Annotated in this window: 16 protein-coding genes; 1 reads left to right on the top strand and 15 read right to left on the bottom strand. The window is 46.3% G+C overall.

Features of this window, described 5'->3' with window-relative positions; genetic code table 11:
* The 15 genes from PGR74_RS13150 to PGR74_RS13080 form a co-directional block, all read right to left on the bottom strand.
* On the bottom strand, positions 1-2,680 hold a 2,680-nt coding region (locus PGR74_RS13150; protein WP_270517306.1), incomplete at its 3' end, for a DUF6443 domain-containing protein.
* Between the two features lie 17 nt (positions 2,681-2,697).
* Positions 2,698-6,729 (bottom strand): hypothetical protein, encoded by a 4,032-nt coding sequence (locus tag PGR74_RS13145; RefSeq protein WP_041503007.1) that lies wholly within the window; start codon positions 6,727-6,729, stop codon positions 2,698-2,700.
* Positions 6,730-6,851: 122 nt separating this feature from the next.
* Positions 6,852-7,922: a type II secretion system F family protein gene (locus PGR74_RS13140; RefSeq protein ID WP_041503006.1), complete on the bottom strand. Its 1,071-nt coding sequence runs from the start codon at positions 7,920-7,922 to the stop codon at positions 6,852-6,854.
* Positions 7,912-8,430, bottom strand: coding sequence for a hypothetical protein (locus PGR74_RS13135; RefSeq protein ID WP_041503005.1), 519 nt, complete (start codon positions 8,428-8,430; stop codon positions 7,912-7,914). Before PGR74_RS13135 ends, PGR74_RS13140 begins: the two co-directional genes overlap by 11 nt.
* Positions 8,420-8,782 (bottom strand): hypothetical protein, encoded by a 363-nt coding sequence (locus tag PGR74_RS13130; RefSeq protein ID WP_041503004.1) that lies wholly within the window; start codon positions 8,780-8,782, stop codon positions 8,420-8,422. The genes PGR74_RS13135 and PGR74_RS13130 overlap by 11 nt, the downstream gene beginning before the upstream one ends.
* Complete coding sequence (locus tag PGR74_RS13125) at positions 8,770-9,996, bottom strand: hypothetical protein (RefSeq protein WP_041503003.1); 1,227 nt, start codon at positions 9,994-9,996, stop codon at positions 8,770-8,772. The genes PGR74_RS13130 and PGR74_RS13125 overlap by 13 nt, the downstream gene beginning before the upstream one ends.
* A 43-nt stretch (positions 9,997-10,039) precedes the next feature.
* Positions 10,040-10,507, bottom strand: a complete 468-nt coding sequence (locus tag PGR74_RS13120; RefSeq protein WP_041503002.1) for a hypothetical protein — start codon at positions 10,505-10,507, stop codon at positions 10,040-10,042.
* Positions 10,507-10,917, bottom strand: coding sequence for a hypothetical protein (locus PGR74_RS13115; RefSeq protein ID WP_052634503.1), 411 nt, complete (start codon positions 10,915-10,917; stop codon positions 10,507-10,509). The genes PGR74_RS13120 and PGR74_RS13115 overlap by 1 nt, the downstream gene beginning before the upstream one ends.
* A complete protein-coding gene (locus PGR74_RS13110) occupies positions 10,881-11,393 on the bottom strand; it encodes a hypothetical protein (RefSeq protein ID WP_041503001.1) in 513 nt (170 codons plus the stop codon). The genes PGR74_RS13115 and PGR74_RS13110 overlap by 37 nt, the downstream gene beginning before the upstream one ends.
* Positions 11,390-12,382 carry a hypothetical protein gene (locus tag PGR74_RS13105; RefSeq protein ID WP_146216457.1) on the bottom strand — a complete coding sequence of 331 codons (993 nt, stop codon included), beginning with the start codon at positions 12,380-12,382 and terminating at the stop codon, positions 11,390-11,392. Before PGR74_RS13105 ends, PGR74_RS13110 begins: the two co-directional genes overlap by 4 nt.
* Before the next feature lie 11 nt (positions 12,383-12,393).
* Positions 12,394-14,277 carry a type II secretion system protein GspD gene (locus tag PGR74_RS13100; protein ID WP_235375049.1) on the bottom strand — a complete coding sequence of 628 codons (1,884 nt, stop codon included), beginning with the start codon at positions 14,275-14,277 and terminating at the stop codon, positions 12,394-12,396.
* Between the two features lie 11 nt (positions 14,278-14,288).
* Complete coding sequence (locus PGR74_RS13095; protein WP_041502999.1) at positions 14,289-15,710, bottom strand: GspE/PulE family protein; 1,422 nt, start codon at positions 15,708-15,710, stop codon at positions 14,289-14,291.
* Positions 15,707-16,192, bottom strand: coding sequence for a hypothetical protein (locus PGR74_RS13090; RefSeq protein WP_041502998.1), 486 nt, complete (start codon positions 16,190-16,192; stop codon positions 15,707-15,709). Before PGR74_RS13090 ends, PGR74_RS13095 begins: the two co-directional genes overlap by 4 nt.
* 3 nt (positions 16,193-16,195) lie before the next feature.
* A complete protein-coding gene (locus PGR74_RS13085; RefSeq protein ID WP_041504738.1) occupies positions 16,196-16,606 on the bottom strand; it encodes a type IV pilin protein in 411 nt (136 codons plus the stop codon).
* Positions 16,607-16,614: 8 nt separating this feature from the next.
* Positions 16,615-17,352: a winged helix-turn-helix domain-containing protein gene (locus tag PGR74_RS13080; protein ID WP_041504729.1), complete on the bottom strand. Its 738-nt coding sequence runs from the start codon at positions 17,350-17,352 to the stop codon at positions 16,615-16,617.
* A gap of 715 nt (positions 17,353-18,067) precedes the next feature.
* Between PGR74_RS13080 and PGR74_RS13075 the strand changes: the two genes are divergently transcribed.
* Positions 18,068-21,928, top strand: coding sequence for a hypothetical protein (locus PGR74_RS13075; protein WP_110688864.1), 3,861 nt, complete (start codon positions 18,068-18,070; stop codon positions 21,926-21,928).
* Positions 21,929-21,945 lie beyond the last annotated feature (17 nt).

The raw sequence follows: 21,945 nt of genomic DNA, 5'->3' as shown, positions 1-21,945 counted from the left end.
CCGCCGATAACAAATTTAAAACATTATATTCAAAATTCAAACTTTTTCGACTGTCATTTATCATGTTCCCGTTGGGGTCGTAAGAGTAGGTCCCGCTAACCCCGTTTTTGATCAAGCCGGTCAATCGATTTCCCGTGTAAGTGTAGGCGAGAGAGGTCGCGGATGGACCCGTGCGATTGAGGGTCAGGATGTTGCCGTTACGGTCGTAGGTCAATCCCTTCTCGTCATAAGCGTTGTTCCCGGCAAGAGCTGTCCATGCCGTTCCGCCCTGGTAATGAACGCTGCCTGACAGCCGGTTTAAACCGTCGTAAGAGAGGGCGTACATCACGGGAGCCGTGGTCCCGTTCTTCCATTCCCACTCGCTGATGTCACCGTTGTAATACTTTTTCCCGGAAGCACCGAGGGCGGTCGTCTCGTAACGCAAGGTCATGGTAAAAGGGGTACTGGTCTTGGAGGTCAGCCATCCCCGGGCGTTGTAGGTCATCGTCTCGGCGAGGAAGGTGGCTCCCGTCTTGTACTTGTTCGTCTTCAACCGTCCAACGGCGTCATACTCGTGTTGCACCACGGCGGGAGTTCCACCGTTCAGGGTGCTGCTCGAGGAGAGAAGACGGCCACGGCGATCGTACGTGTTCACCGTCTCCAGGATGTCAGTTCCCGTGGCGCTGTAGCCGTGGGCTTCCCGGGTTTTCAGGACGTTCCCGGCGAAATTGTAACTCATGTCGACCCGGCTCTTATAACCGAGGAGGTTGTCGCTCGCTGTCTGGATAACCCGGCCGAGGTCGTCGTAATAGGTGGTGGAAGTGAGCCAGGTGCTCGTGCCGAGGACACGTGTCTTCACGCTCGTGACCTTGCCCCCGGTACTCGTGCCCGGGGCGGTGGCGTACCCGGCGGTAGCGACAAAGGGAATCGCTATCACGTTACCGCTGGCAGGATACGTGTCGTACGCCGTGTATTTCAGGGCCGTTCTCGTCCCCGCCGGGGTGTAGCCCGAGCTGGCGGAGGCCGCTGTTTGAAGAGCGGCATGAGTGGTAGCCGCCGACAAGATCACCTCGCCGGATTCCACCTCCCGGTTGAGAGCATCGTAAAGGGAGTAACTCCATTTTTTCGCGTCCTCGGCCCGTTGCTTACCGTCCTGGCTCATCACGAGTCGATCCCGGTTATCGTAGACCAGGTAGACGGGATCACATCCCGGTAATTTCTTCTCCGTGACACGCCCTTTCCCGTCGTAAGCGTAGTAATAACCGTAAAGACCAATTATACCTGCTGTCAAAGGACCACGTGCATTCGCCTCCGGCGATAGCACGTGACGCAAGCGTCCCAGGTCGTCGTGCACGTTACTCGTGGCCAGGCGTTGCCCGGAGAGGTAAGTCACGCTCTCGACAACCTCCCCCCTCCCGCTCGTGAAGCTCTCCCTGATGTTGCCGTCCTCGTCGGTGGTTCTCTCCCGGGAAAGAGAATTAGCCGGGTAGTAGCCCCCGTCGACTAATGTCCCGGCAGCGTCGACCTTCCAGCGACGCACCTCGTTGGCCGTGTTGGTACCATAATAAAGAGTCACCCGTTTTCCCGCCTGGTGCCAGTTTTTGCCGGGACCCGTCTCGGTCAACACTCGCCCGAGGGGACTCGTCTCGAAAGTCGAGAAGCTAAACGCGAAATTACTCTCGTCACTCCCGTAAATGCTTCCCCACCGGGAGGCGAACAAATTTTTATCGAGGTAGGTTCCGGTGCCGGCGGTACTCTCGAACGGCAGGAACTTTTTCTCCTCCCGGCCGAGTTTACCGAAACCGAAAGGCGTGACGATATCCTTCCCCGAGGGAGAGGCTGCCACGGAGACCAATTGCCTGGAGCGTCCGCCGGGACCCGTGTAGAGCACGTCATCCACTCGCTTGGTTCGATTGGAGGTGACAGTTTCCGAGTCATAACGACCGCTGATCACCTGGTCCATTCCCGCGGTGTAGAGTTTACCGTCGTACCGACAGACCGTCACGCTACCGATCATCGCGATGGTTTCTATATCCAATGTAGCCTTTATCTGGTACACGCCGGCTTCTCTCACCTTAAACTCGATGGGACGATCCAGGTAACATTGCCATTTCCCTTTTTCGACCTCTTCGGCTTGAGCATCATCCGGCCACTCCGGGTATAGGCTCAGATCCGGATTGGCAGGTCCGTAAAGATACGCCACTTGTACTCCGTCACGATAAAGACCGTACTTCACACCCGGTTCCGTGCCCGACAGGCGAATAACGACCGAGTTTGTGTCGACCACGACACCGCCTCCCGATACCCGAAACCGATTCAGGTTGCCGTACGATCCTTTCCGACGGAGAAACAACGAAGTTTTAGCCAACTTCAACTGGTACTCCCTAAAATAGAGCTCACTCGTTCTCGGCATAGTTATGGTTATCTCTCCATCATAGCCTTCAATCTCTCCCCCTGCCACTTGTATCGTGGCTGAAGAAAAAGGTGTTCCCTGCAACTTCTGCCGCAAAGCGGTCTGAATATTTTCAGCGGTTACATAATCCGAGGTAAAAAAGGATACCTTTACTGTTCCCCCCTTCTGGGGAAAAATAACTCGTTCCGGTTCAAATTTTTGTATCTTATCCAAATGAACCAGCACACCTTGTCCCGCCACAAAATAGTGGGTAAACAAAAAGCATAATATGATATATATCGTTTTCATGATCTTGTTTTTTACGATTAATGATTACCAGGCTGTACATGATAGTGATACTCTTGAAGAATATTCCCGTTTTTATCTCTTGCCCGGAGCAAGCGCCCTTGCGGATCGTATTCCCGGCTCTCGATAATCCCGTTTCTGCCGGTACGACAAACGACATTCCCTTTACCGTCAAGACTGGTCAGTTCGAATTCAATACCGTCCGGGCAGAGCGCGGCGGACAGCACGTCATCAGAAAACCTCAATTCCAGGCTTGCTGACAATTGCGCCGCCGAGACAGGAATTTCTCCCTCCATGCAATAGTGTCCTGTTCCCTGTGTGACCGTGAACGTGTTCTCCCCGGTTCCGACCGCTACCCCCGACTTGGTAAATGTCCAGGATACGGATATGGAGAGGGCCTTTGCGGCAGAACGTTCAACCAATAACTTGTAACGATATTTATTAGCATTTACCTTCTGTACAAGTAGTTTACCCGGTATGTCCACACCCATTTTATCCCGTCCCGACAAGAATGCCATCATATCGGGTTTCCGGGTATCAAACCGGATCGGATCGACAATATCCTGTATCATATTTAAATAATCCGCCCGAGATATTCCAATATTATTTTGTCTGCGATACCAAACCATTTCGTATTCTCCCTGCACCTGCTCCTTTTTACCGGCCTCCTCAAAGATTTTTTGACGATGTTCTTTACCTTGTAAAATATCCTCCACGATCTTCATAATTTCTTTATGAAGTGTCCAGGACTCACTCAAAAAAGAATCCCGTAAAACACTTTCAGGGAGATTTTGATGAAAATCGTAGTAAGTTTCCAGCTTTTCTTTCATACTCTTAGTCGGAAGCTCGCTTACTTTAATATGCTTTAATTCGCTCTTTCGATACCGATCGAATGCCGCCACGGAAGAACGATCGGCCTGCGCGGCCACGAGTATACGATTACCGGTCTCCTCGTCATAAACATAAGTTTCTTTCCCGGCTGCTGATTTTACCTCCGCAACACTTACTCGTGTCCCCGAACCGGAATAATGCAATTGTCCGTCCACGGTATAGGCCGACTGCGCCCGCGTGAAGTAATTATTCAAACTACCGCTTGCCACGCTGACGGGATTCACCTGGTTCGACCGCAACAATTTAGAAGGCAGGTAATAATGTTTTCCACCGATCAGGGTATCCATGTAGGTCGTCACCTCTTCACCTGCGAGTAAAAAACTCGTGCTGCCAGGAGTTTTCACGTACGTACTCGTCCGAACGGGTAAATAAAGCATATTAGCGGCACGCATATCGGTCAACAACGCGCTCGTGTTATCGAGAAAGGCATCCATCACCACCTTTGAATCCTGCTTGTACTCTGTCCCGTCGGCCGTGGTCGTGACAACACTCGTGGGGGTAGTTCGCCGGGTATTCCCGTAAGTGTAGCTTCGGGTGGTCACGTTATATTTTCCGGTAAACGAGGTTTTTGTAAAATCACTCTCGGAAGGTGTTCCGGCCGCTGCCGATTCCTGATCGAAAAAATCGTACTCCACCTCCCCGGTCAAAACGGTGGCTCCCCCGTAATATATTTTATAAAATTGGTCCGGTACTACCATATTCTCCCGGGGTTGCACGTTGGGGACATAAAAAGTCGTATAGGGATTGAAATAGACTGTTGCCTCCCCGTTCCAATAAAACGGTTCGTTTCGATTCGGCATATAGGTTAACGCATTCTCCGTATCCACAAAAAAGCGGAAGGATTTCAATTGTTCAACCTGGGTAGAGAAACCATAAAGAGAAGCCCCCGGAAAGAACTCGTTTTTAATCGTACTCGAAATGGTATAAGTGGTCCCCGGAAGATTGACCAAAGCTTGAGAATAGCGATTCTTTTTCAATTTCAACAATCGTCCCTGTTTATCGTAAATAGCAGTACCGAGGGGTAGCCCGTGCAGCCAGTATGGATAAAAAGAGCGTTGGTTCAGTGATGTCGTCTGGAAAGATTCGGGTACGCAAAAATAGTGCGCGATGTACCCGTTTCCGACCTGCTCTTCCACCACGTATCGGTAAAATAAACCGTTATTCCCCGTGTTAAGAATGGCCATTTCATCATCTTGCACCAGAGAGTGAAGAATCTTGTCTGAAAAAGTACCATAATTCAGCACTTTTGTCAGCGTCTGGTATCCCACCGCTAACACTCCGGAACCCGTGTTACCGGTAGCGGAGAGATTCCGGTAATGGTAGCGGGTGGTATCCCGGTTCCCTTCCCCGTCGTCCAGCACGACCTCCTTCACCCGAATTCCCCCGTACTTGATCCCGTTATACTCGTTCAACTCGTAATCCACGTTTAACTTCCAACCTCCGGTTCCGGTAATCTGCCGCAAAGAGTAGGCTTTCGCGTAATCGGCATTACAGGAGCGGCCAGGAAATGTCGTCAGTTCGGGGGGCAAGCTTAAATGTTCCGATTGTACATAAGGGTAATTCGTTTGTATTTCCGCCACTAAAGGAATCAAGTGTTCGATATTCGTAGCCGATCCGTTATAATACCCCCATATATCCCGAGTTTTGGCATGCAATGTATCCAAGTAATAATCAAAATTATAATACCCCAGTAATCCGGCTTTTTCATTTCCGATCGTCAATCGACTCAAGGTTCGTCCTTTATAGGAAAAGTTAACCTCCCGGATCACATCTTGTTTATAATTCTGCCATTGAATTCCGGTAATAGAACGTCCTTCTCCCCAAAAGACAATATTATTTGTACCCCAGGAAACCCGGGCCAATTTTTTTTCCTTGACCGACTGACGAGTAAAATCATCTACCTTACTGACCGTCTTCGTGGTGGTTTCTTCGATATCGAGTCTCATGTAACGTAATATTTCGGTCAAACACCCGCGAAGAGCAGAAGCATCGTACAATAAACCATCGTCAATGAATCTATCCAACAAATTCCGTACATAACTGATTCGAGTCATCGCTTCGGAACAGGTTTCGGAAGTAAAAGTCCAATCCGACAGACACCCGATGATTCGATCGGCAGCCATAACCTGACTCATTACATTGTAATCGATTACGGTATGCAAAGTCGGGATACGGATTATATCCAACTTACTACACGTTATCCCGTATTCCTTCGAACGTTGTACTTCTGTCAATACTTCCACGTAAGCAGGAATATTTTCCACGTTCTGAGCCAATTCTCTGAACCGGATATCATTAGGCAATTGCGAAGCATAATATTTAGCATTATTTATATTCGTCGTAATCTGTCTACTATAACGATCGATCTTACAATCGCGTTCCTTCATCCCCTTTCCGTAATTATATACCATCTCGTTCCACGAAGTATAGTCGACAACGGAACCGTCCGTGTAATAAAAACGGATAGGATCATCACCGGGAATTTGAATTTCACTTAAATACCAGGAAGAGACAAAATCTCTATTCCAGATATTGTTTCCCGCATCGTTCGGATCCTGATAACAAGCTCCTAATGTCATTTCCGGAACGGAAAAGACATATTTCACTCCGCTCTCGTCCGTGATCTCATATCCGTCTTCTATTTTTTCGATCAAAAGATTCGACTTTTCCAAGGTTTTTACGACCACCTGACCGACCTCTTTTACCTCGATAAAAGAGACCTTCCGTCCGTTGAAAAAAGCCGTGAATATATCGGATTCTCCATCCTGCTCGTGCGTATTTACTTTTTTCTTTGTTGCCGCAGAATGATCCAGCGTCTCCAGTAAAAAACCGCCGTAGTAATCGTCGGCCAAACCTCCGCGAACCGTACGGGTAATCACACCCCCGCACATCAGATTCCATCCTATCCCCCAAGGCCCTTCGGCCTCGTCCACTTTGACTCCTCTGGCCGAATAAACCAAAGAGACAGGAAGGGTAAAATGCCCGGAAGATAGTTCAAACAGAGGAATCGTGTAATTAAAAGTTCCGGTACTGTAATCGACAGACGAGCTCTTTAAATCGGCAAGTCCTTTTGCCTGTTCACCCGGTTCAAATTTTTGTGCACGGGACATTCCGAAAATACCCCAACATAATATGAATATAAAAAACACTCTCTTTTTCATAATTTTTTAATTTTAGATTTCACTTTTGGTTCCATCGGCCTATTGCCGACAAATCGTTTTTAACTAATGTTCATTTTCCTTTCTCATAAGCACACATTTTAAAAATTCGACATTTGATTTCATTACCCGATGACTCCCCCGAGCTTAAACATCGGCAGGTACATCGAGACTAACACGAGGGCAACAAGTCCCCCGACACACAGTATCAGAACGGGTTCCAACAGATTCCCGAGTTGTTTCAATTCATGTTCCAGCTCCCGGGTAAGATCTTCCGCTTGCTTCGAAAGCATATCTCCCAGACGATTGGTCTCCTCACCAACCCGCACCAGAGTCACTAATTTTCGATCGTAAATCAATGGGAATACACTCAACGTATCGGCAAACAGTTCTCCCTTTCGTAACCCATGACTAATCCTATCGAATGAAATTTGATAAGGAAAAAAGGTAATGATATCCCGTAATAGCTCTATCCCGTTTAACAGGGGAACCCCGGAGCCGTAAAGCAAGTAAAGCAGCTTGCAAAAACGGGCTTCCTGATTTTTTCGAACTAATCCCCCCATCCCGGGAAGTCGCAGTAAAAAAGAGGAGAGGAGAGAACGAACCCGATCGTTTTTACCCTGAAAAAAGAAAAAGAGTCCCCCCGTAATCAGGATACCCAAAAAAGTCAATAAATAAACCGGAAAATTGCCGGATAACGAAATAATCCACCGGGTTATAGCCGGAAGTTCTCCTCCCATACGAGCATACACCTGTTCGAACATAGGGACAATGACCAAAATCATAAATACCAGTACCAACATTGCCGTCAAGAGGATAATCAACGGGTAACTTACGGCACCCGTTATCATTCGGCGTTGTTCCTCCCGTTTACGGTAGTAATCGGCCAAAAAACGCAACGATTCATCCACTCGTCCCGTCTCTTCTCCGATCCGTAATACCCCGCTATCCAACGGAGAAAATTTTCCACTCGCCACAAAACTTTCCCAAAGCGAATGCCCGATAATCACGGATGCATATAGCTCCTCCAACAAAACTTTTACTCGTTTGTCCGTCTCCCCATCGATGAGTAACCGAAACGAACGCCCGAAATCCAAACCGGAAGTCAAAAGCGAGTGTAATTCGGAAAAAAGTACCTCCTTTTTCCCGTTTTTCAATCTCCAGTTTTTCCGAAATACATCGATATCACTCTTCATACTCGTATATTTTTTCCTGCTCATGCAGTTTATCCGTAATTTCTCCAAGACGGCGATTACCGATACCAAAAGGAATATCTAAGATTTTTTTTCCCATCCGCAGATATATCCGCAAAGAATCCGGAAAAGAGAGATCTTCCTTAGAGGATATAAATTCCCATCGTTCCACCGAACGAAAAAGCGTATCCGTACTCTCCTCACCAACCCGCACGACAACCGAATCCCTCTTTTCCAACACGGAATAAACCTCACCGTTTCGATAAAGGGATAAACGCTCTCCCCGAAGCTCGGCACGATCGTTCGCCTCGAGTAAACAATCCATTCTCCGGTAGTTATCCGACAAACGATAGGAGGACAACAACCTATCCGTCAGTCCGGCCGTCAACCCCCGAACCAGATCAGCCCCGTCAAAGAGAGCCAGAAAGAGGAGGGCAGAAACCGTTATGACAACTAATATTTCTACCAGGGTCGTTCCTTCCCATTCAAATCGTATTACATCAAATTTCATTGTTTTTGGATTTAATCAGATAATCGTACCGACTATCCCTTTTGCCCCGCAAAGGATAAACGTGAATACTCAATCGTTGTATTTTACCCCGGTAAGGAATCAACTCGATCTCCAAGATTCCCCCGTCGTAAGTTCTCGTGTAGTTTCCCGAGGGAAAGGCCCCCCTCGAATAGTCCTGAAAACACCGTTTCACGGCTACCCAAGCGCATAAGTCCTCTTCCGGGGATTGCTCCTTCAGCATCACGCGTGTCAATATCTCCATCGTGACCATAAAAGCTCCCAACCAGATAACGGAAGCCACGATACACTCCAAAAGAGAAGAGGCTCGCAGTTCATGTCTCAATCGACCCATCTGACCTCCTTTCTCTCGTAATTCTTTCCCATCCAAAAGGGATAAGAGACCAGCGAAGTCTCCAGCAAAGCCACATCATAAAGAATCCCGGAATAGAACCCTTCCGGGGCAAAATAGTAACAGGACCGGGCATACAGGCTACCCGAAACGACCCCGTGTACCTCGGCGATACCGTCCACGTACACCAATCCCCGCACCCTGGAACTCTTCGATTGAAAATAGTTGGCCGAAGGAACTTCGCTCTCCTCATCATGCCCTGATACGATAATATAGCCATTTACCTCACAATACTTCCCAAGACGGATAAGCCGTCGATCGTTCTCTCCGCTCACCCACAGACCCGAGCCGGGAGACAAGCGGACCTCATCCTCCAGAAGAATGGAATCCCGCGCAAATACCTGCAGACTTCCCTGAAATCCGGCAGCAATTTCGACTTTACGGGCCACGACGATCAGGTTTTCCAAGCGATTATCTCGCTCTAAAAAAAGTTCTCCCGGGGTATACAGGATTACCCGCCCCCGCATATCGACTCCGGAAAGGTATTCCCCCGTTTCGAAACAAAGAAGCGAATCGGTAAAAGATCGATGCAGATACTCGTTCCCCGCGAGAAGAGGATACCCATCGAGAGAAAACAGTTTTTGAATCCCGTCGACATACTCCTTTTCAGGAAGGGGAAACTCTTCCGGACTCTGTTTTATATTCCTGGCATCAACCTTTTCACCCCCGAAAAAGACCGAACGCACCTGCGTGTAAACAATCCCGTTACGGGGAATCCGGGCATCACCCTTCACGTATGTTTTCCCGGCCAAGGAAAGAGTTCGTCCGTCTTCCGGCAGAAAAAGAGTCGTTCCGTATTCACCCTCTCTTCTCTTTCCGAATATCCGGGTTCCCCGTGTCCCGTTACGAACCTTCACGGTGACCGCCTCATACAAACCCCATTTTCCCGAAGTATATTGTACCCGGGAAGAGGAATCTCCCTCGTAAAGCAGATAAGTCCGATCCTCCCGTAACCTCTCTGTCAAAGTACTGTCCAAAGCATAAAGTACAAAAGCAGACTCGATATGCGCCCGGTATCGTTCCCGTTGTTCCGATTGATATCCTAACGTTAATTCAATGTTCCACAACGACATAACAGACAAAACGACCAATAACATAAGCATGCAAACTACCAATACGGTAGCCAGCACCGAAGCCGGTATCGTACAATTTCTCATAAATTCAGATTTTTAACGCACGGACAATAAAACGCTTGTCCTTTTACTCATTTTCCATGATTACCGTGTATTGCTTACTTCCTTTACGCACGACGACAGAGTCCGCAAACACGCTACAAACCAAGAATCCGTCGATTTTGTCGGTAACGGCAACAATCCGTCGCTCCTCTCCCGACGCCACCAAAAGAAAATCTTTTTTCCCCTTTTTAATTTTACCCAACAAACGAAATCCGGGAGGAGACTCCACTTGCTGAAGGAGTTCCCGCTTTTTTCCGGGAAGTCTTCCCCGGGAGACAGGCAGAGCCGATCCATGACCTAAAAAAGGGTCCCGGTAATTTAATAGCAATGCGACCTCTGTCCCGAGAGGAGACGTTCTCGGTTCCATCACGGGAATCTCCGTTTTTATCCCGGAACCGGTTAACCCGATCACCCGGACCGCAATCGCACCCCAAATCAAAAGAGTCGATGCCAGTAATATCCATTGGGTCCCGTTCTTTTTCAATGCTTTCATCACTCCTCTTTTGAAGGTAAAACAACAATCCTCCGTACGGAATACAATCCTTTATAAGCCGAATTCTCCGGCCTTACCCGCCATTCATAGGTACCTACATCCAAGGTAAAAGAATATTTATTCCCTGTCACAAGCGTATCCAGCAAATAAAACTCAGGCCGTTCAAAACCGGGCTTCGCCACTTCCAATCTATAACCCGAAGCCCCGGAAACTTCCTCCCACACGAAATTTTGTTCCCTATGGGGTGTCCGAATGCTATCGGCCGGAGCTATCAAACACACTCTTTTCTCCGAAATATCTTTCTCGAACAAATCTTCACATCCTCCCAATAAAAGCACGAGAATCATACAACCGGCCACCCTTTTCTTCCGTTTCACTCCCGATGATGTACGCTTAATTGTTGTATCCATAACGTCATTTTTAATTGTTTCTTTTTCTTCACTCTGTCTACGGTCGTACCAAAAGCGACCGAAACCACTTTTCCCAATGATTTATCCCGTTCGATAAAATCCAATAATTTCACTAAAGAGATAAAATCTCCCGAAAGAGTTAATTCCCCGATATCTATTCTTACACTCCCTTCCGTTCGAAGCAGATAAGGAGTATATTTAGACACGACGGTCTCTCCTTCCGTAAGCATGGGTGATAATTTTTTCAACCACTGCCCGTCCTGTAACACGGCTTGTGAAGAAAAAACCTCTTTTACCCGCGGTAGACTACTTCCGTCCGATTCCATCCTCAATTTTTCCAACACGCCCAGTTTCTCTCTATACTCCTGCCAGGAAGCAACCGTTCCCCGAAAACCTAAAAACCAGGCTATCAAAGGCAGGGCACACAACAAGCTGGCCAGTTTTATAAAACTCTTATAGGCTCTCCATCCGTTCATAACCGAATCTCTATTTTAAAGAGCGACTGTCCCGTATCCCGTTCCCGCTCCAACGAAATCAACTTAACCTCCCGGGCGAAATCCGTTTTCGTCAATTCTCCGATAAACCGCGTTATCTTTTCCGTTATCGCACATCTCCCTTTGCAACGCAGCAAACCGTCACGAATCGACAAGGGTTTTCCCTCTTCGTAAACTTTGAGAAGCGGACCGATCTCCAAAGATTCCAGCACGACTTCCGGAGGAATAACGGCAGCCATCCGGTCGACGATAAAAGCATTCCTTCGATTTCCGGTTCGCCGGTATTCATTCACGACACGTTCCACTTCTCTCGAATGCTTATCCCGTGCCGAAACATTACGTTCCACCCGAGTCAATTCGGCCTGTAGCAAAGAATGACGTTTTCTCAACGTGTCGTTCCACAGGAAATTGACCAACAATAAAGAGAGCAGACAGACCAAAACGGGTAATCTCAATTTACGCCTCAGAAGAGTACACAAACAACTTCCTCTTTCCGTCGGCTCCATCAATACCTTCCATTTCAGTTCTTCCTGAAAAAAGCGGAAGAGATACGACTCGTATTCCCGTTCGTCGACAGAAGGACTCAAATGAATGCCTGCAACGGGAACCTTCTGCTTTTCCAAAACAGCCGACAAAACCTCTATTCTCTCTTTCCGGGTAAAAACGATCTTCATCCCATCCCCGGAAAAAGACTCCCTTTCCCACAAAAATTCACCTCCGACAGTTATTCGTTCCATTCCACCTCCGGTCTCATCGAATAACTTCGTAATAATCCCCTCTCCCGTGAACCATATAACAACAGGGTAATCAGGAGATTTTCTGAAAAACGACTCCGGTTCCACGCTTCGTTCCTCTCTTACTATCGTCACTCTTTTTCCGCGACAAATCCCTTCCAGGTAATCCACAACCGGATCACCCTCTCTCTTCATTCGCACAACCAGGAGTCCCACTCTCTTCAATATTACACTCAATCCTCTCATTTTCAATAGATCACCGTAGGTTTAATAAACACGTTTAACTTCTCATCCACCTTACTGTTTTTCGTCGACCCGAATAACCATTTCAAAACCGGAACCCGGGCTAAGAAAGGTAATCCGTTAGACGTTTTTTCCCGGCTATTTCGATCTATCCCGCCAAGCAGGACCATCTCTTCGTTCCGCACCTGAAGCAAAGACTTAAAACTCCGGGTGGCAGTACCGGGAGGAGCATCCTTCTCCTCCCGGGTTGTAAACTCACTCTGCTCGATCTCGATCGAAAGAGTTATCTTCCCGTCCTGACTCACGAAAGGCACGATCTTCAGCGTCAAATTAGCCTCTATATTTTTCCAGGTATAAGACTCTGTCGGAACCGGGATCTGCGACCCGTAGTAATTATTTTGGACCTCTTTATAATACTTTGTCTCCCCGCTCTTAAGCGTTGCTTCATGGCCGTTTAAAGTAGAAAGTTTCGGAGTCGAACGCAACTCGATATTCCCGGCATCCTCCAAGGCTTTCAGGTTAAGGTAAAAATCAGGCGTTACTTTTCCCAAATTAATCGATCCGAAACCGTTAAAACTATTGATCAATTTATTGATCGAGGAAGCCGAGAGCGACACGGCCACACCCGGACTTAACGTACCGCCTGTTTTTACCGGTTTATCTCCGAGTCCGGCCGTTACACCCACTTCCCGGATGACGCTTTTTCTGGAATCCACGATCAATACCTCTATCGTAATCAAGGGTACGCTGCGATCAATCGACTCCAGGAATCGTTCCACCTCCCGTACCTGACGAGTTGAACCGGTCGCAATAATACTATTTTGATCCGGAAACAACTGTACCTGCATTCCGGTCTTCATGGCCGTGGGTATCAACTCCACGATTTTATCCGCCGAACGATAACGCATCGGTATCACCCGGGTTAAAACCAACTCGTTATTTTTAGTCGTCGAACCGAATAGAAATATTCCATTCTCTTCCCGGTAAGTAAAAGGCGTACCGGCAAAAAGCACCGAAAATAGAGCAGGTAAATCAACATTTTTCACGTGTAGCGCCGTCTCCTGATTCAACGGAACCAGAAACACCCGGTCGATTCCGAGCAACGCACACACATCCGCCACGATGTCCTGAATATTTCCCCGGTTGATCGAAGCCGTTATCCTTTTCAAACTATCGGCCGTTATCTGATCGGCAGAAAAACCGCGCCTCCTGTTATAAAGGGGAGCCGTATCGCTTTTATCCCCGGCAGCTGCCAGCGGAGCATACAACATCCATGTTCCGCTTTTCTCCCGGACAATCTCCAATTTATTTCCGGAAGCTAAAACCGTAATAGCCTCCTTCACCGGCATCTCCCGAACATATCCGGACACCCGGTAGCGGTATAAATCAGTAGGAACAACGATCTTCTGTCCGGTCAAAACACTCACTATTTTAACGACGGAAATCAGATCGTCATCCCGAAGATCGTAAGACAAAACACCCTTTATACTATCAAATTCTATTCGGGGCTCCCGTGCAACGGGAGCAGGCTGTTCCGGGGAAGTAATCGAAATAATATTCCCCACAACTTCCAAATCCAAACGATACTCTTTGCACAGAAAAAAAAGCAGATCATCGATACGAATCCGTTTAAAGTTACAGGTAACCATCTGATCCTCGTCCACCTTGTAACAAAGATTCACCCCGTTTACCCGGGCTATGGCTCGAAAAAATTCTCCAAGCGACAACTTCCCGACAGAAATATCGATCTCGGAAAGGTAAACACTATCCCGGGCAACAACCCGTTCCAACCTCACCCGGACAGAATCCAGCCGCTCTTCTTCTCCTTTCACCTTTCCGACGAATACCTGTAAAACAACAAACAGCAGAATCATTTTTATGCTCATCATCATATCTCTTTTTACGAGTTTATTAAAGTCAACACTTCCTCCAGAGAGGTCTGTCCCGTCTCCAGTAATTCCAGAGCCGAATCCGACAAGGCGCGAATATTTCGTTCCCGAAGATACTTCCCGATGTCGGACTCCTCCCGTCGGATCGCCCCGGATAACTCTTCATCCACCGGAATGACCTCGTATATAGCCTTACGTCCCCGGTAGCCGGTATAATAACATTGCTCGCACCCTACAGGTTTAAACAGAGATTTCAAACGATGAACGGTTGAAATTCGACCTGAAACCGCCCCGACCTCTATCTCTTGCTTGCAACAAGGACAAAGCAAACGTACCAAACGCTGGGCCACACAGAGAATAAGCGTATCCGCTATCAAATAGGGATGCACTCCCATATCGACCAAGCGGGAGACACTTCCCCAGGCACTATTCGTGTGGATCGTCGAAAAAATCAAGTGTCCCGTGAGCGAACTTCGAATAGCCATTTGAGCCGTATCCGTATCCCGGATTTCACCCAACATGATGATATCCGGATCTTGTCGTAAAAACGTACGCAAGGCCGCCGTGAACGTCAATCCGATCTCCTCTTTCAACTGTACTTGATTTATTCCTTGAAGAGTGTATTCAACCGGATCTTCTATGGTCAATATATTATTAGTCACCTCGTTCAACAAACGAAGAGTGGCATACAAAGTCGTACTTTTACCGGATCCCGTGGGTCCGCTAATCAGAACCAACCCATGCGGTTTCCGTACAGACACGAGGTAATCCTCCAATTGCTTACGGGAAAACCCCAGGTTTTCCAACTCCAATAACTCCACGTGGCGGGTTAACAGACGCATCACCACCTTTTCCCCGTGGATCGTCGGTAAAGAGGAGACCCGGACATCAAATTTATCTTCTCCCTGTTCGTAAAGAATACGACCGTCTTGAGGCAACCGTTTCTCGGATATATCCAGATTGGCCAAAATCTTTACCTGATTGACCAAGGCCGCGTAATTCCCTCTCTCGATCACGTAACGCTCCACCAATTTTCCATCCAACCGAAAACGCACCCGACAACGCTCCTTATCCGGCTCCAGATGAATATCACTGGCATACTCCCGGTAAGCCTCTTCTATCAATCCTTGCAGAAACCCCGAATTTCCCGAAGCAGGTTTACGTTTTAAGCGTTCTCTTTCGACCGCATCTCCCTCGTTACGATACGATTGTTTTATCAACCGGGAAAAGAGTTCTCTATCCAAAGAGTTTACAACGATCTTCTGTCCGGTCAATACTTCCAATTCGGTTATAACCGATTCATAATCCCGACCGGACTCCCCGTAACAACATAACGTATCCCCTTTCGTTTCACAAGGCACCAATTGATACTCCCACGCTTCCCGGGCAGAAAAAAGTTGAAGCATCTCGGTAGATACATGAATTTCTTTCATAACGTTGAATATTGAACAGTACATATCGGAAACAAGAAGCGGATTAAAATCCGAATCAAGTAGCAAATACCGACCGTCGCCACTAACGGAATCGTCAACTCCCTTTTTCGTTTACAACAAACGCCCCATCCCACCAATGTCAACAAAAACGAGATTACCAAAAACTTCGGAAACTCCAATCCCGCGAATGCCGGAGTCAGGAAAAAAAGAAAGACTATATCTCCGCTACCGATAAAACGGCGGGTCGCAAACGCCACCGGACCGTATTTCAGTAATAAATACAAGCACACACCCAGACCTAAAAATAAGAGAACTACACTATTTATCCCGGTCCGTATAACAGTTTCATATATCCCTTCTTTCATTAAAACAACGATAAACTGTAAGCTTCCGAAGACCAATAAGGTGTATACACTCACTACCCGCCTTTTAAAATCGGAACGGATTAATAGCATCAAAGGTATCGTCAACAAAAATTCCATCGTTTAATCTTTCGTGATTTCTTTCAGTTCCTTGTTTTGATTGATCTCCCAAACATTATATATCCCGTCGCCGTCAAAATCCACAACCGCCGTAGCTATTGCCCGGAAACCTTTCTCGTTGGCCTCCACGATCTCAATGCGGTAATTGGCATTTCCCCCGTCCGTCGTAAGTTTTGCTTGTTCGAACCCCAACTCTTCCAGCGAGGTGGAATAACGCGAGTGAGTATAAAAATTACTCTTCTGCAGGGTATGCAAAAAAACCAATTGCTGCTGCGCCTCCGTACTCTTCGCTTTTGAAATCAACGGCATCAGATTAGGTAAGGCAATTAACACCAGAATGCCGATAATCACCAAAACAACCAATAATTCAGGCAAGGAAAAAGCCTTTAAACAAAAACTCCTTTTTTTATTCATACTATTTTTCATTTAATACATTCATATTGACACTCATTTTCATCGAATACATTTGCCTCTTCCTCGTCCTGTACTTTTAACATATACCCCATCTGCCAATAGGTCACAATCTCGACATAAGGTATCGGTTTCAATAATTTACGACAACAGGATATGATCTTTCTTAATCCCTGAACATTGGATTCGTCATCACATCCCCATCCCTCTAACAACAGGCTTCGACGCCGGACGACACAAGAGCAATTTTCGACCAACAGTCTCAATATCGCGTATTGTTTTACCGTTAACCTCGTGGCCGAACGTCCAACAATCAATTCGGATACATTCCTCTTCAAATAAACATCCTTGGCCACTTTCAGGACTCCTCCCCGCCTTGCATTCAAACGATCCTCTCTTTCTATCGCCTGCGCATAAGCCAAAATACCTTCCGCTCCGCACTCTTGACTTATGTATTGGTTAGCGAAACCATTCAATCCGTTTACAACCTGTTCAGCAATGATTTTCTCCCCGACTAAAATGACATAAATATTACAATTTTGACGTTTTATCATTTTAGCATAGGTTGTACACGAATACCTCTCGGGATAATCCCTAAGAAACACGATATCCGGAGTCCGCTTTTTACAGTAATCACAAGCTTCCCCATTACTTTTAACAACAATCAAACGATGTCCATTACTTGTAAATAAATCGACTACCTTTTGAGTCATATCAGACCGTTGTTCTACATAAAGCACTAAATTCATAATTAATATATTAATTAATTTCTGATAAATTTAAACACTCAAACATGCACTAAAAAGGCAGTAAACATTACTTTTTCACTCCTTTTAATATACATATCTATACTTTTATTTATATATATTTACCATAATATTTATCAATAAAAATATCACACTACCAGTAATCAGTTATTAATAACTCGATTAACATAGAAAGTAATAGAATTATCATATCAAAACAGAATATAAATTTACATTTATTAACGTTTAGGCGTTTTTTAATAGAATCTTCTTTCATCAAAATTTAATGAAAGAAGCAATAAAGAGATCAATATCTCAAATCAAATTACACGGAGTAATTACAATTCGTTTTTATTTCTCACACCAATACCATTAAAATTTTTCAAACCATTCGCTCTCCAACTTTCTTTCAACAATAAAACAAAATACTCCGTTTACAACCAAATTTCACACCCACATATTACAACTTAAAAATGTTTACGATCAACATATTCATGCAACATTCTCAATCAAAGGAGCTTATTTTCAGTACAACAAAATAACAAAAGAATGTTTACTCCCTTTTTACTGCTCATTCTTTGATATAACATCAAGGCACGAAAAGTCAAACCTAAAAAACAGACGTGCCTATGGAAAAAGAAATTTAACCCTACCCCGACACTTCGCGACTAAAATAAGCCAACCGGGACAAGTGTTAAATTAAAGAAATAATAAGATCATGAAGAATAAACTATTTTTTATCCTGATCATATTCCTGGGTATACCTGGAATATCCCCGGCACAAAATTTCGAACCGGGAGAGCAAGCTCAAGGCTACTTGAACATGAAAAACGTTTCCGTCGATTATGCCACGGGCACATTCCACTACAGTATTCCCCTGTATACGCTCCGTTCCGGAGATTTTTTGCTACCCGTATCATTGGATTATAACGCGAAAGGAGTAAAAATCGATGATAAACCGGGACAAACCGGTTATAACTGGACCCTAAACACGGGAGGGATCGTCACGCGTGTCGTTCGGGGAGGAATTGCCGATGAAGACGACTTGGGCTATGCACGGGCAGAAAGCGAGGCTGATGCCGTTGTCGTAGAAAATGATATTGACCGGGTCAATAAACGGCAAAGAGACGGCGAATCCGATATCTTCACCGCCGTATTTAGCGGCAACAAGGTCAACTTCATGATCAAGATGGATGCGAATAACCGAATCCATGCCGTCCCCCTCGAGCGAACGAACATTCATATCGAGTGTAGCACCAGTATAGCCGGGAAATTTATAAACGGGTGGACCATCACGGATGAAGGCGGGAATCGTTATTATTTCTATTATTCGGAATTAATAAAAAATATGAACTCGGAAGCCGCCATCAGTAGCAACGGGATCCGGAACAAAATGTACCTCTCGTCATGGTACCTGACCCGGATAGAACCGTTAAACGGGGAACCGATTACCTTCAACTACTCCGGGAGAGTCGAAACCGAGTACATCTCTCCTTATCGCACGTCGTACTGGTACGGTCGTCCCGTGATTGAACGGTCGCTTAATTTCAGTTCCTATCAAAATCAATTTCGATACGCCATTGAGCAGGCAAAAAGATATCTTGGCTCGTACTCGAGCGAAACCCAACTAAACAGTCAATTTCTCGTGTATGCCGGGTATGGGAATTGGATCATAAATCCGTATTTTGAGGAAAATCAGCAAATCATCACCACGAATCTCAGGATCATGGGGATGTTAGGGGATATTCAACGCGTGACGGCTGCCTCACAAAATTTAATCAACACGTTAAACAACCTCATTAACTCGTACAAGAATAGCAGTTCAAGTAATGCCCGGGCTGCCGCCTCTTGGTTTCAAACAGCCAAACGGTACGTTATCGAAAGTATCGACGAGATGGCCCCTGTCACGTTAAAAGAAAGCGGAGGGATAACATCTTATAAAATAGCATCCCCTCTATTGACGGAAATAAAATGCGTGGATAAAAAGATCATGTTCACTTACAAGGAACAAATGGCAAAATTAAACACGATCACCTTGTCAGACATCACCGGGAACCAAATCTCCAAGGTCAAACTATATCAAGGAAACGTGTTAACGTCTCTCTATTTTTACGACAAGAATGACGTATCCATTGAAAAAATGTTATTCGATTATTACCCTTTGCCCACGGAAGGAAGGCCGTATTATGACCTCTGGGGATATCGTAAACGACTCGTGGGAAATGACAATCCTTATTCCCAAAAAGTGGATATAGAAGCGGCAAAAGCCTATTCTCTAAAAACAATTACCCTGAAAAACGGGGGGCGATTGAGCATCGATTACGAGTCGAACGTGGCGGAATACAAACAGGAACCGTCATCAGGAACGATAGTAGTCGATATCGGCGGGATACGGGTAAAATCATTAACATTCATGGATCGAACGGGAGAAAAGACAGACTCTGTCTTGTATGCCTATCCTCGTCCCGGTAGAATGGTGTACGACAGTTACGAACGCCTTAATTTAGTCCATTACGAGGAATTCACGGATTGGGTAAAACACTCCAGGATCAGATCCACGGGCTTCGCCTTTTTAAACACGGGAAACAACGGGGTATACTATCCTTACGTGAAAGAGACCACTCCTGGTAAAGGGATAAAAACCTTTTTGTTTCACGTGCCTTCCCTGTACTTTTTCTGGCCGGAAGCTCCTCTAATTTATCCTTTCTGGTTAAACGGCTTACCCCTAGCCACAGCCGAATATGATGATCGTGGGAACCTGAAACGACTCGTTGAAAAGAAGTACTACACCGATCTCTCGTTTAACCCGGGATTCATTTCACCCTATTTTTATGACAACATGAGTTATTTCACGCAAGGCGATACCTCATTGTGTTACAAACAAAAACGCGTACAGGTAAAACCTTACGAGTATTATTTAGACCGGGAAGAACAGATAGCCTATTTCCAGGGATTAGGGACAATTCTTTTATACCAGGACGAAGGCAGATTGTGTTATTATATCCCTTACGACCACACCTTTATACCGAATATAGAACCCCGTACCCGGATAACACTACCGCAACAAAACTACGAGCTGTATTACGGGGGAAAAACATTGCTCAAAGAGCTATCGGAATACCGTTTCGAGGTACAAGTCACGGATAGCGCCTCCTTTAACGACTTTACCACGTGGGCAAGCGGTACGCCGTTTCAAAAGACTGAATTCTTTTACGATAACCCGAGAGCTTCCGGCTTGCCTACCAGAATATCCCGGAAAGATTCCCGCGGGAACACGATCGTGAAAGTGACGAGCAGAGTAACCGAAATGAGCGAATCCGCGAGCCCGTTTATCTCGAAAATGAAGCAGGCAAACCTGCTATCCCCCGTGATCAAGCAAGCAACCCTGAGAAACGGGCAATTGATAGACGAAACGGTCGTCCGGTACGAAACCCTCGAAACGGATAGTTCATGCTTTTTCGGTCTTACCGATCAATACATCTATCAAACGGAAAACCCCGTTGCCTACACCTTGGCCATACCCGATCAAAACTTGTTCACACGAGGAGAAAACAATTATCGCACGGAGAACAGTTCCGAATACAAGCGAATAAAGAAGTTTTACCTGCCCGTGAGTAACACGACCCGTTCGACCAGCTCCGCTAACGTGTACGATGCCTCGGGAAACTACATCGTCTTAAAGGCACACAATGCATCCCCGGATCTTGTCGCGGCGATAGACCGGAACAGACATACACAGGCCGCCTTTTTAAAAGAACAAGTAGATATCAACACCCGAGTTCGGGATTTGTGCGACAAGTTTATCAAGGGATACAACGTTTTCCCAAAAATAAATTACGGCCCGGATTACATGGCTTACACGCAAACCTATGAACATGGCCTGATGATAGACATCATATCTGTCGTCGCTTCCGGAACCGCACCGGTCAATCCCCAACAATTTCAGGTATGGCTCGACAGCGCAAGGGCCAACGACAATACGCACGCTATCTCCTTTATGCTATCGTATTTCCTTGTAGCAAATGAACCGAGCTTTGACATGGACATCAATAGTCTCCAATTCATGATAGGAGCTATTTGCAATCCGGAAATTGTTAACCTGAAATTTTTCGATAAACTGACCCCTTTCGATCCCGAACAAATTTTCCCAGCGGAAAACACGATAAGTATTACTTCCGTTCCGAACACGAAACGAGTCAAACTATTTGTCCTGGTCGAAGGACCGGAAACATCGCTTACTTACTCGGTTCGTCATGCCGGGGGAACAAGCAACGGGACGTTGACGCTTTCCGGTTCATCAGGATACTCGGTACAGTCATTTGAAATCGACCTGACCCCGTACGCCGGAGTAATTTCCGTTACCGCCACGATTCCGTCAAATGTCGTGAGCATCGTCATGGTTCCCCGGGAATCCTCTTTCGAGGCGATCTCCTATAACCTGGACGGATCTATTTTTTGCAAGTTCGACCACAACGGGCAGCTGGAACTGAACGAGTACGACGAGGCGGGCAGACTGATCAGGATAAAGGACCGGACAGGCAACACAATGAAAGAGCTGCAATACAATCGACTAAAATAAAACACGTTAACTCGAAT

The organism is Sanguibacteroides sp. AM78-02pH3A (genome assembly GCF_027666085.1).
Taxonomy (GTDB): domain Bacteria; phylum Bacteroidota; class Bacteroidia; order Bacteroidales; family Marinifilaceae; genus Gabonibacter; species Gabonibacter massiliensis.
Note: the sequence above shows the minus strand (reverse complement) of the source record. Positions and strands in the feature narration are given on the sequence as shown.

Bases quoted from the DNA above. Each gene is read 5' to 3' on its own strand.
- PGR74_RS13145 (WP_041503007.1), bottom strand. From the start codon at position 6,729: ATGAAAAAGAGAGTGTTTTTTATATTCATATTATGTTGGGGTATTTTC.
- PGR74_RS13140 (WP_041503006.1), bottom strand. From the start codon at position 7,922: ATGAAGAGTGATATCGATGTATTTCGGAAAAACTGGAGATTGAAAAAC.
- PGR74_RS13135 (WP_041503005.1), bottom strand. From the start codon at position 8,430: ATGAAATTTGATGTAATACGATTTGAATGGGAAGGAACGACCCTGGTA.
- PGR74_RS13130 (WP_041503004.1), bottom strand. From the start codon at position 8,782: ATGGGTCGATTGAGACATGAACTGCGAGCCTCTTCTCTTTTGGAGTGT.
- PGR74_RS13125 (WP_041503003.1), bottom strand. From the start codon at position 9,996: ATGAGAAATTGTACGATACCGGCTTCGGTGCTGGCTACCGTATTGGTA.
- PGR74_RS13120 (WP_041503002.1), bottom strand. From the start codon at position 10,507: ATGAAAGCATTGAAAAAGAACGGGACCCAATGGATATTACTGGCATCG.
- PGR74_RS13115 (WP_052634503.1), bottom strand. From the start codon at position 10,917: ATGGATACAACAATTAAGCGTACATCATCGGGAGTGAAACGGAAGAAA.
- PGR74_RS13110 (WP_041503001.1), bottom strand. From the start codon at position 11,393: ATGAACGGATGGAGAGCCTATAAGAGTTTTATAAAACTGGCCAGCTTG.
- PGR74_RS13100 (WP_235375049.1), bottom strand. From the start codon at position 14,277: ATGATGAGCATAAAAATGATTCTGCTGTTTGTTGTTTTACAGGTATTC.
- PGR74_RS13095 (WP_041502999.1), bottom strand. From the start codon at position 15,710: ATGAAAGAAATTCATGTATCTACCGAGATGCTTCAACTTTTTTCTGCC.
- PGR74_RS13090 (WP_041502998.1), bottom strand. From the start codon at position 16,192: ATGGAATTTTTGTTGACGATACCTTTGATGCTATTAATCCGTTCCGAT.
- PGR74_RS13085 (WP_041504738.1), bottom strand. From the start codon at position 16,606: ATGAATAAAAAAAGGAGTTTTTGTTTAAAGGCTTTTTCCTTGCCTGAA.
- PGR74_RS13080 (WP_041504729.1), bottom strand. From the start codon at position 17,352: ATGAATTTAGTGCTTTATGTAGAACAACGGTCTGATATGACTCAAAAG.
- PGR74_RS13075 (WP_110688864.1), top strand. From the start codon at position 18,068: ATGAAGAATAAACTATTTTTTATCCTGATCATATTCCTGGGTATACCT.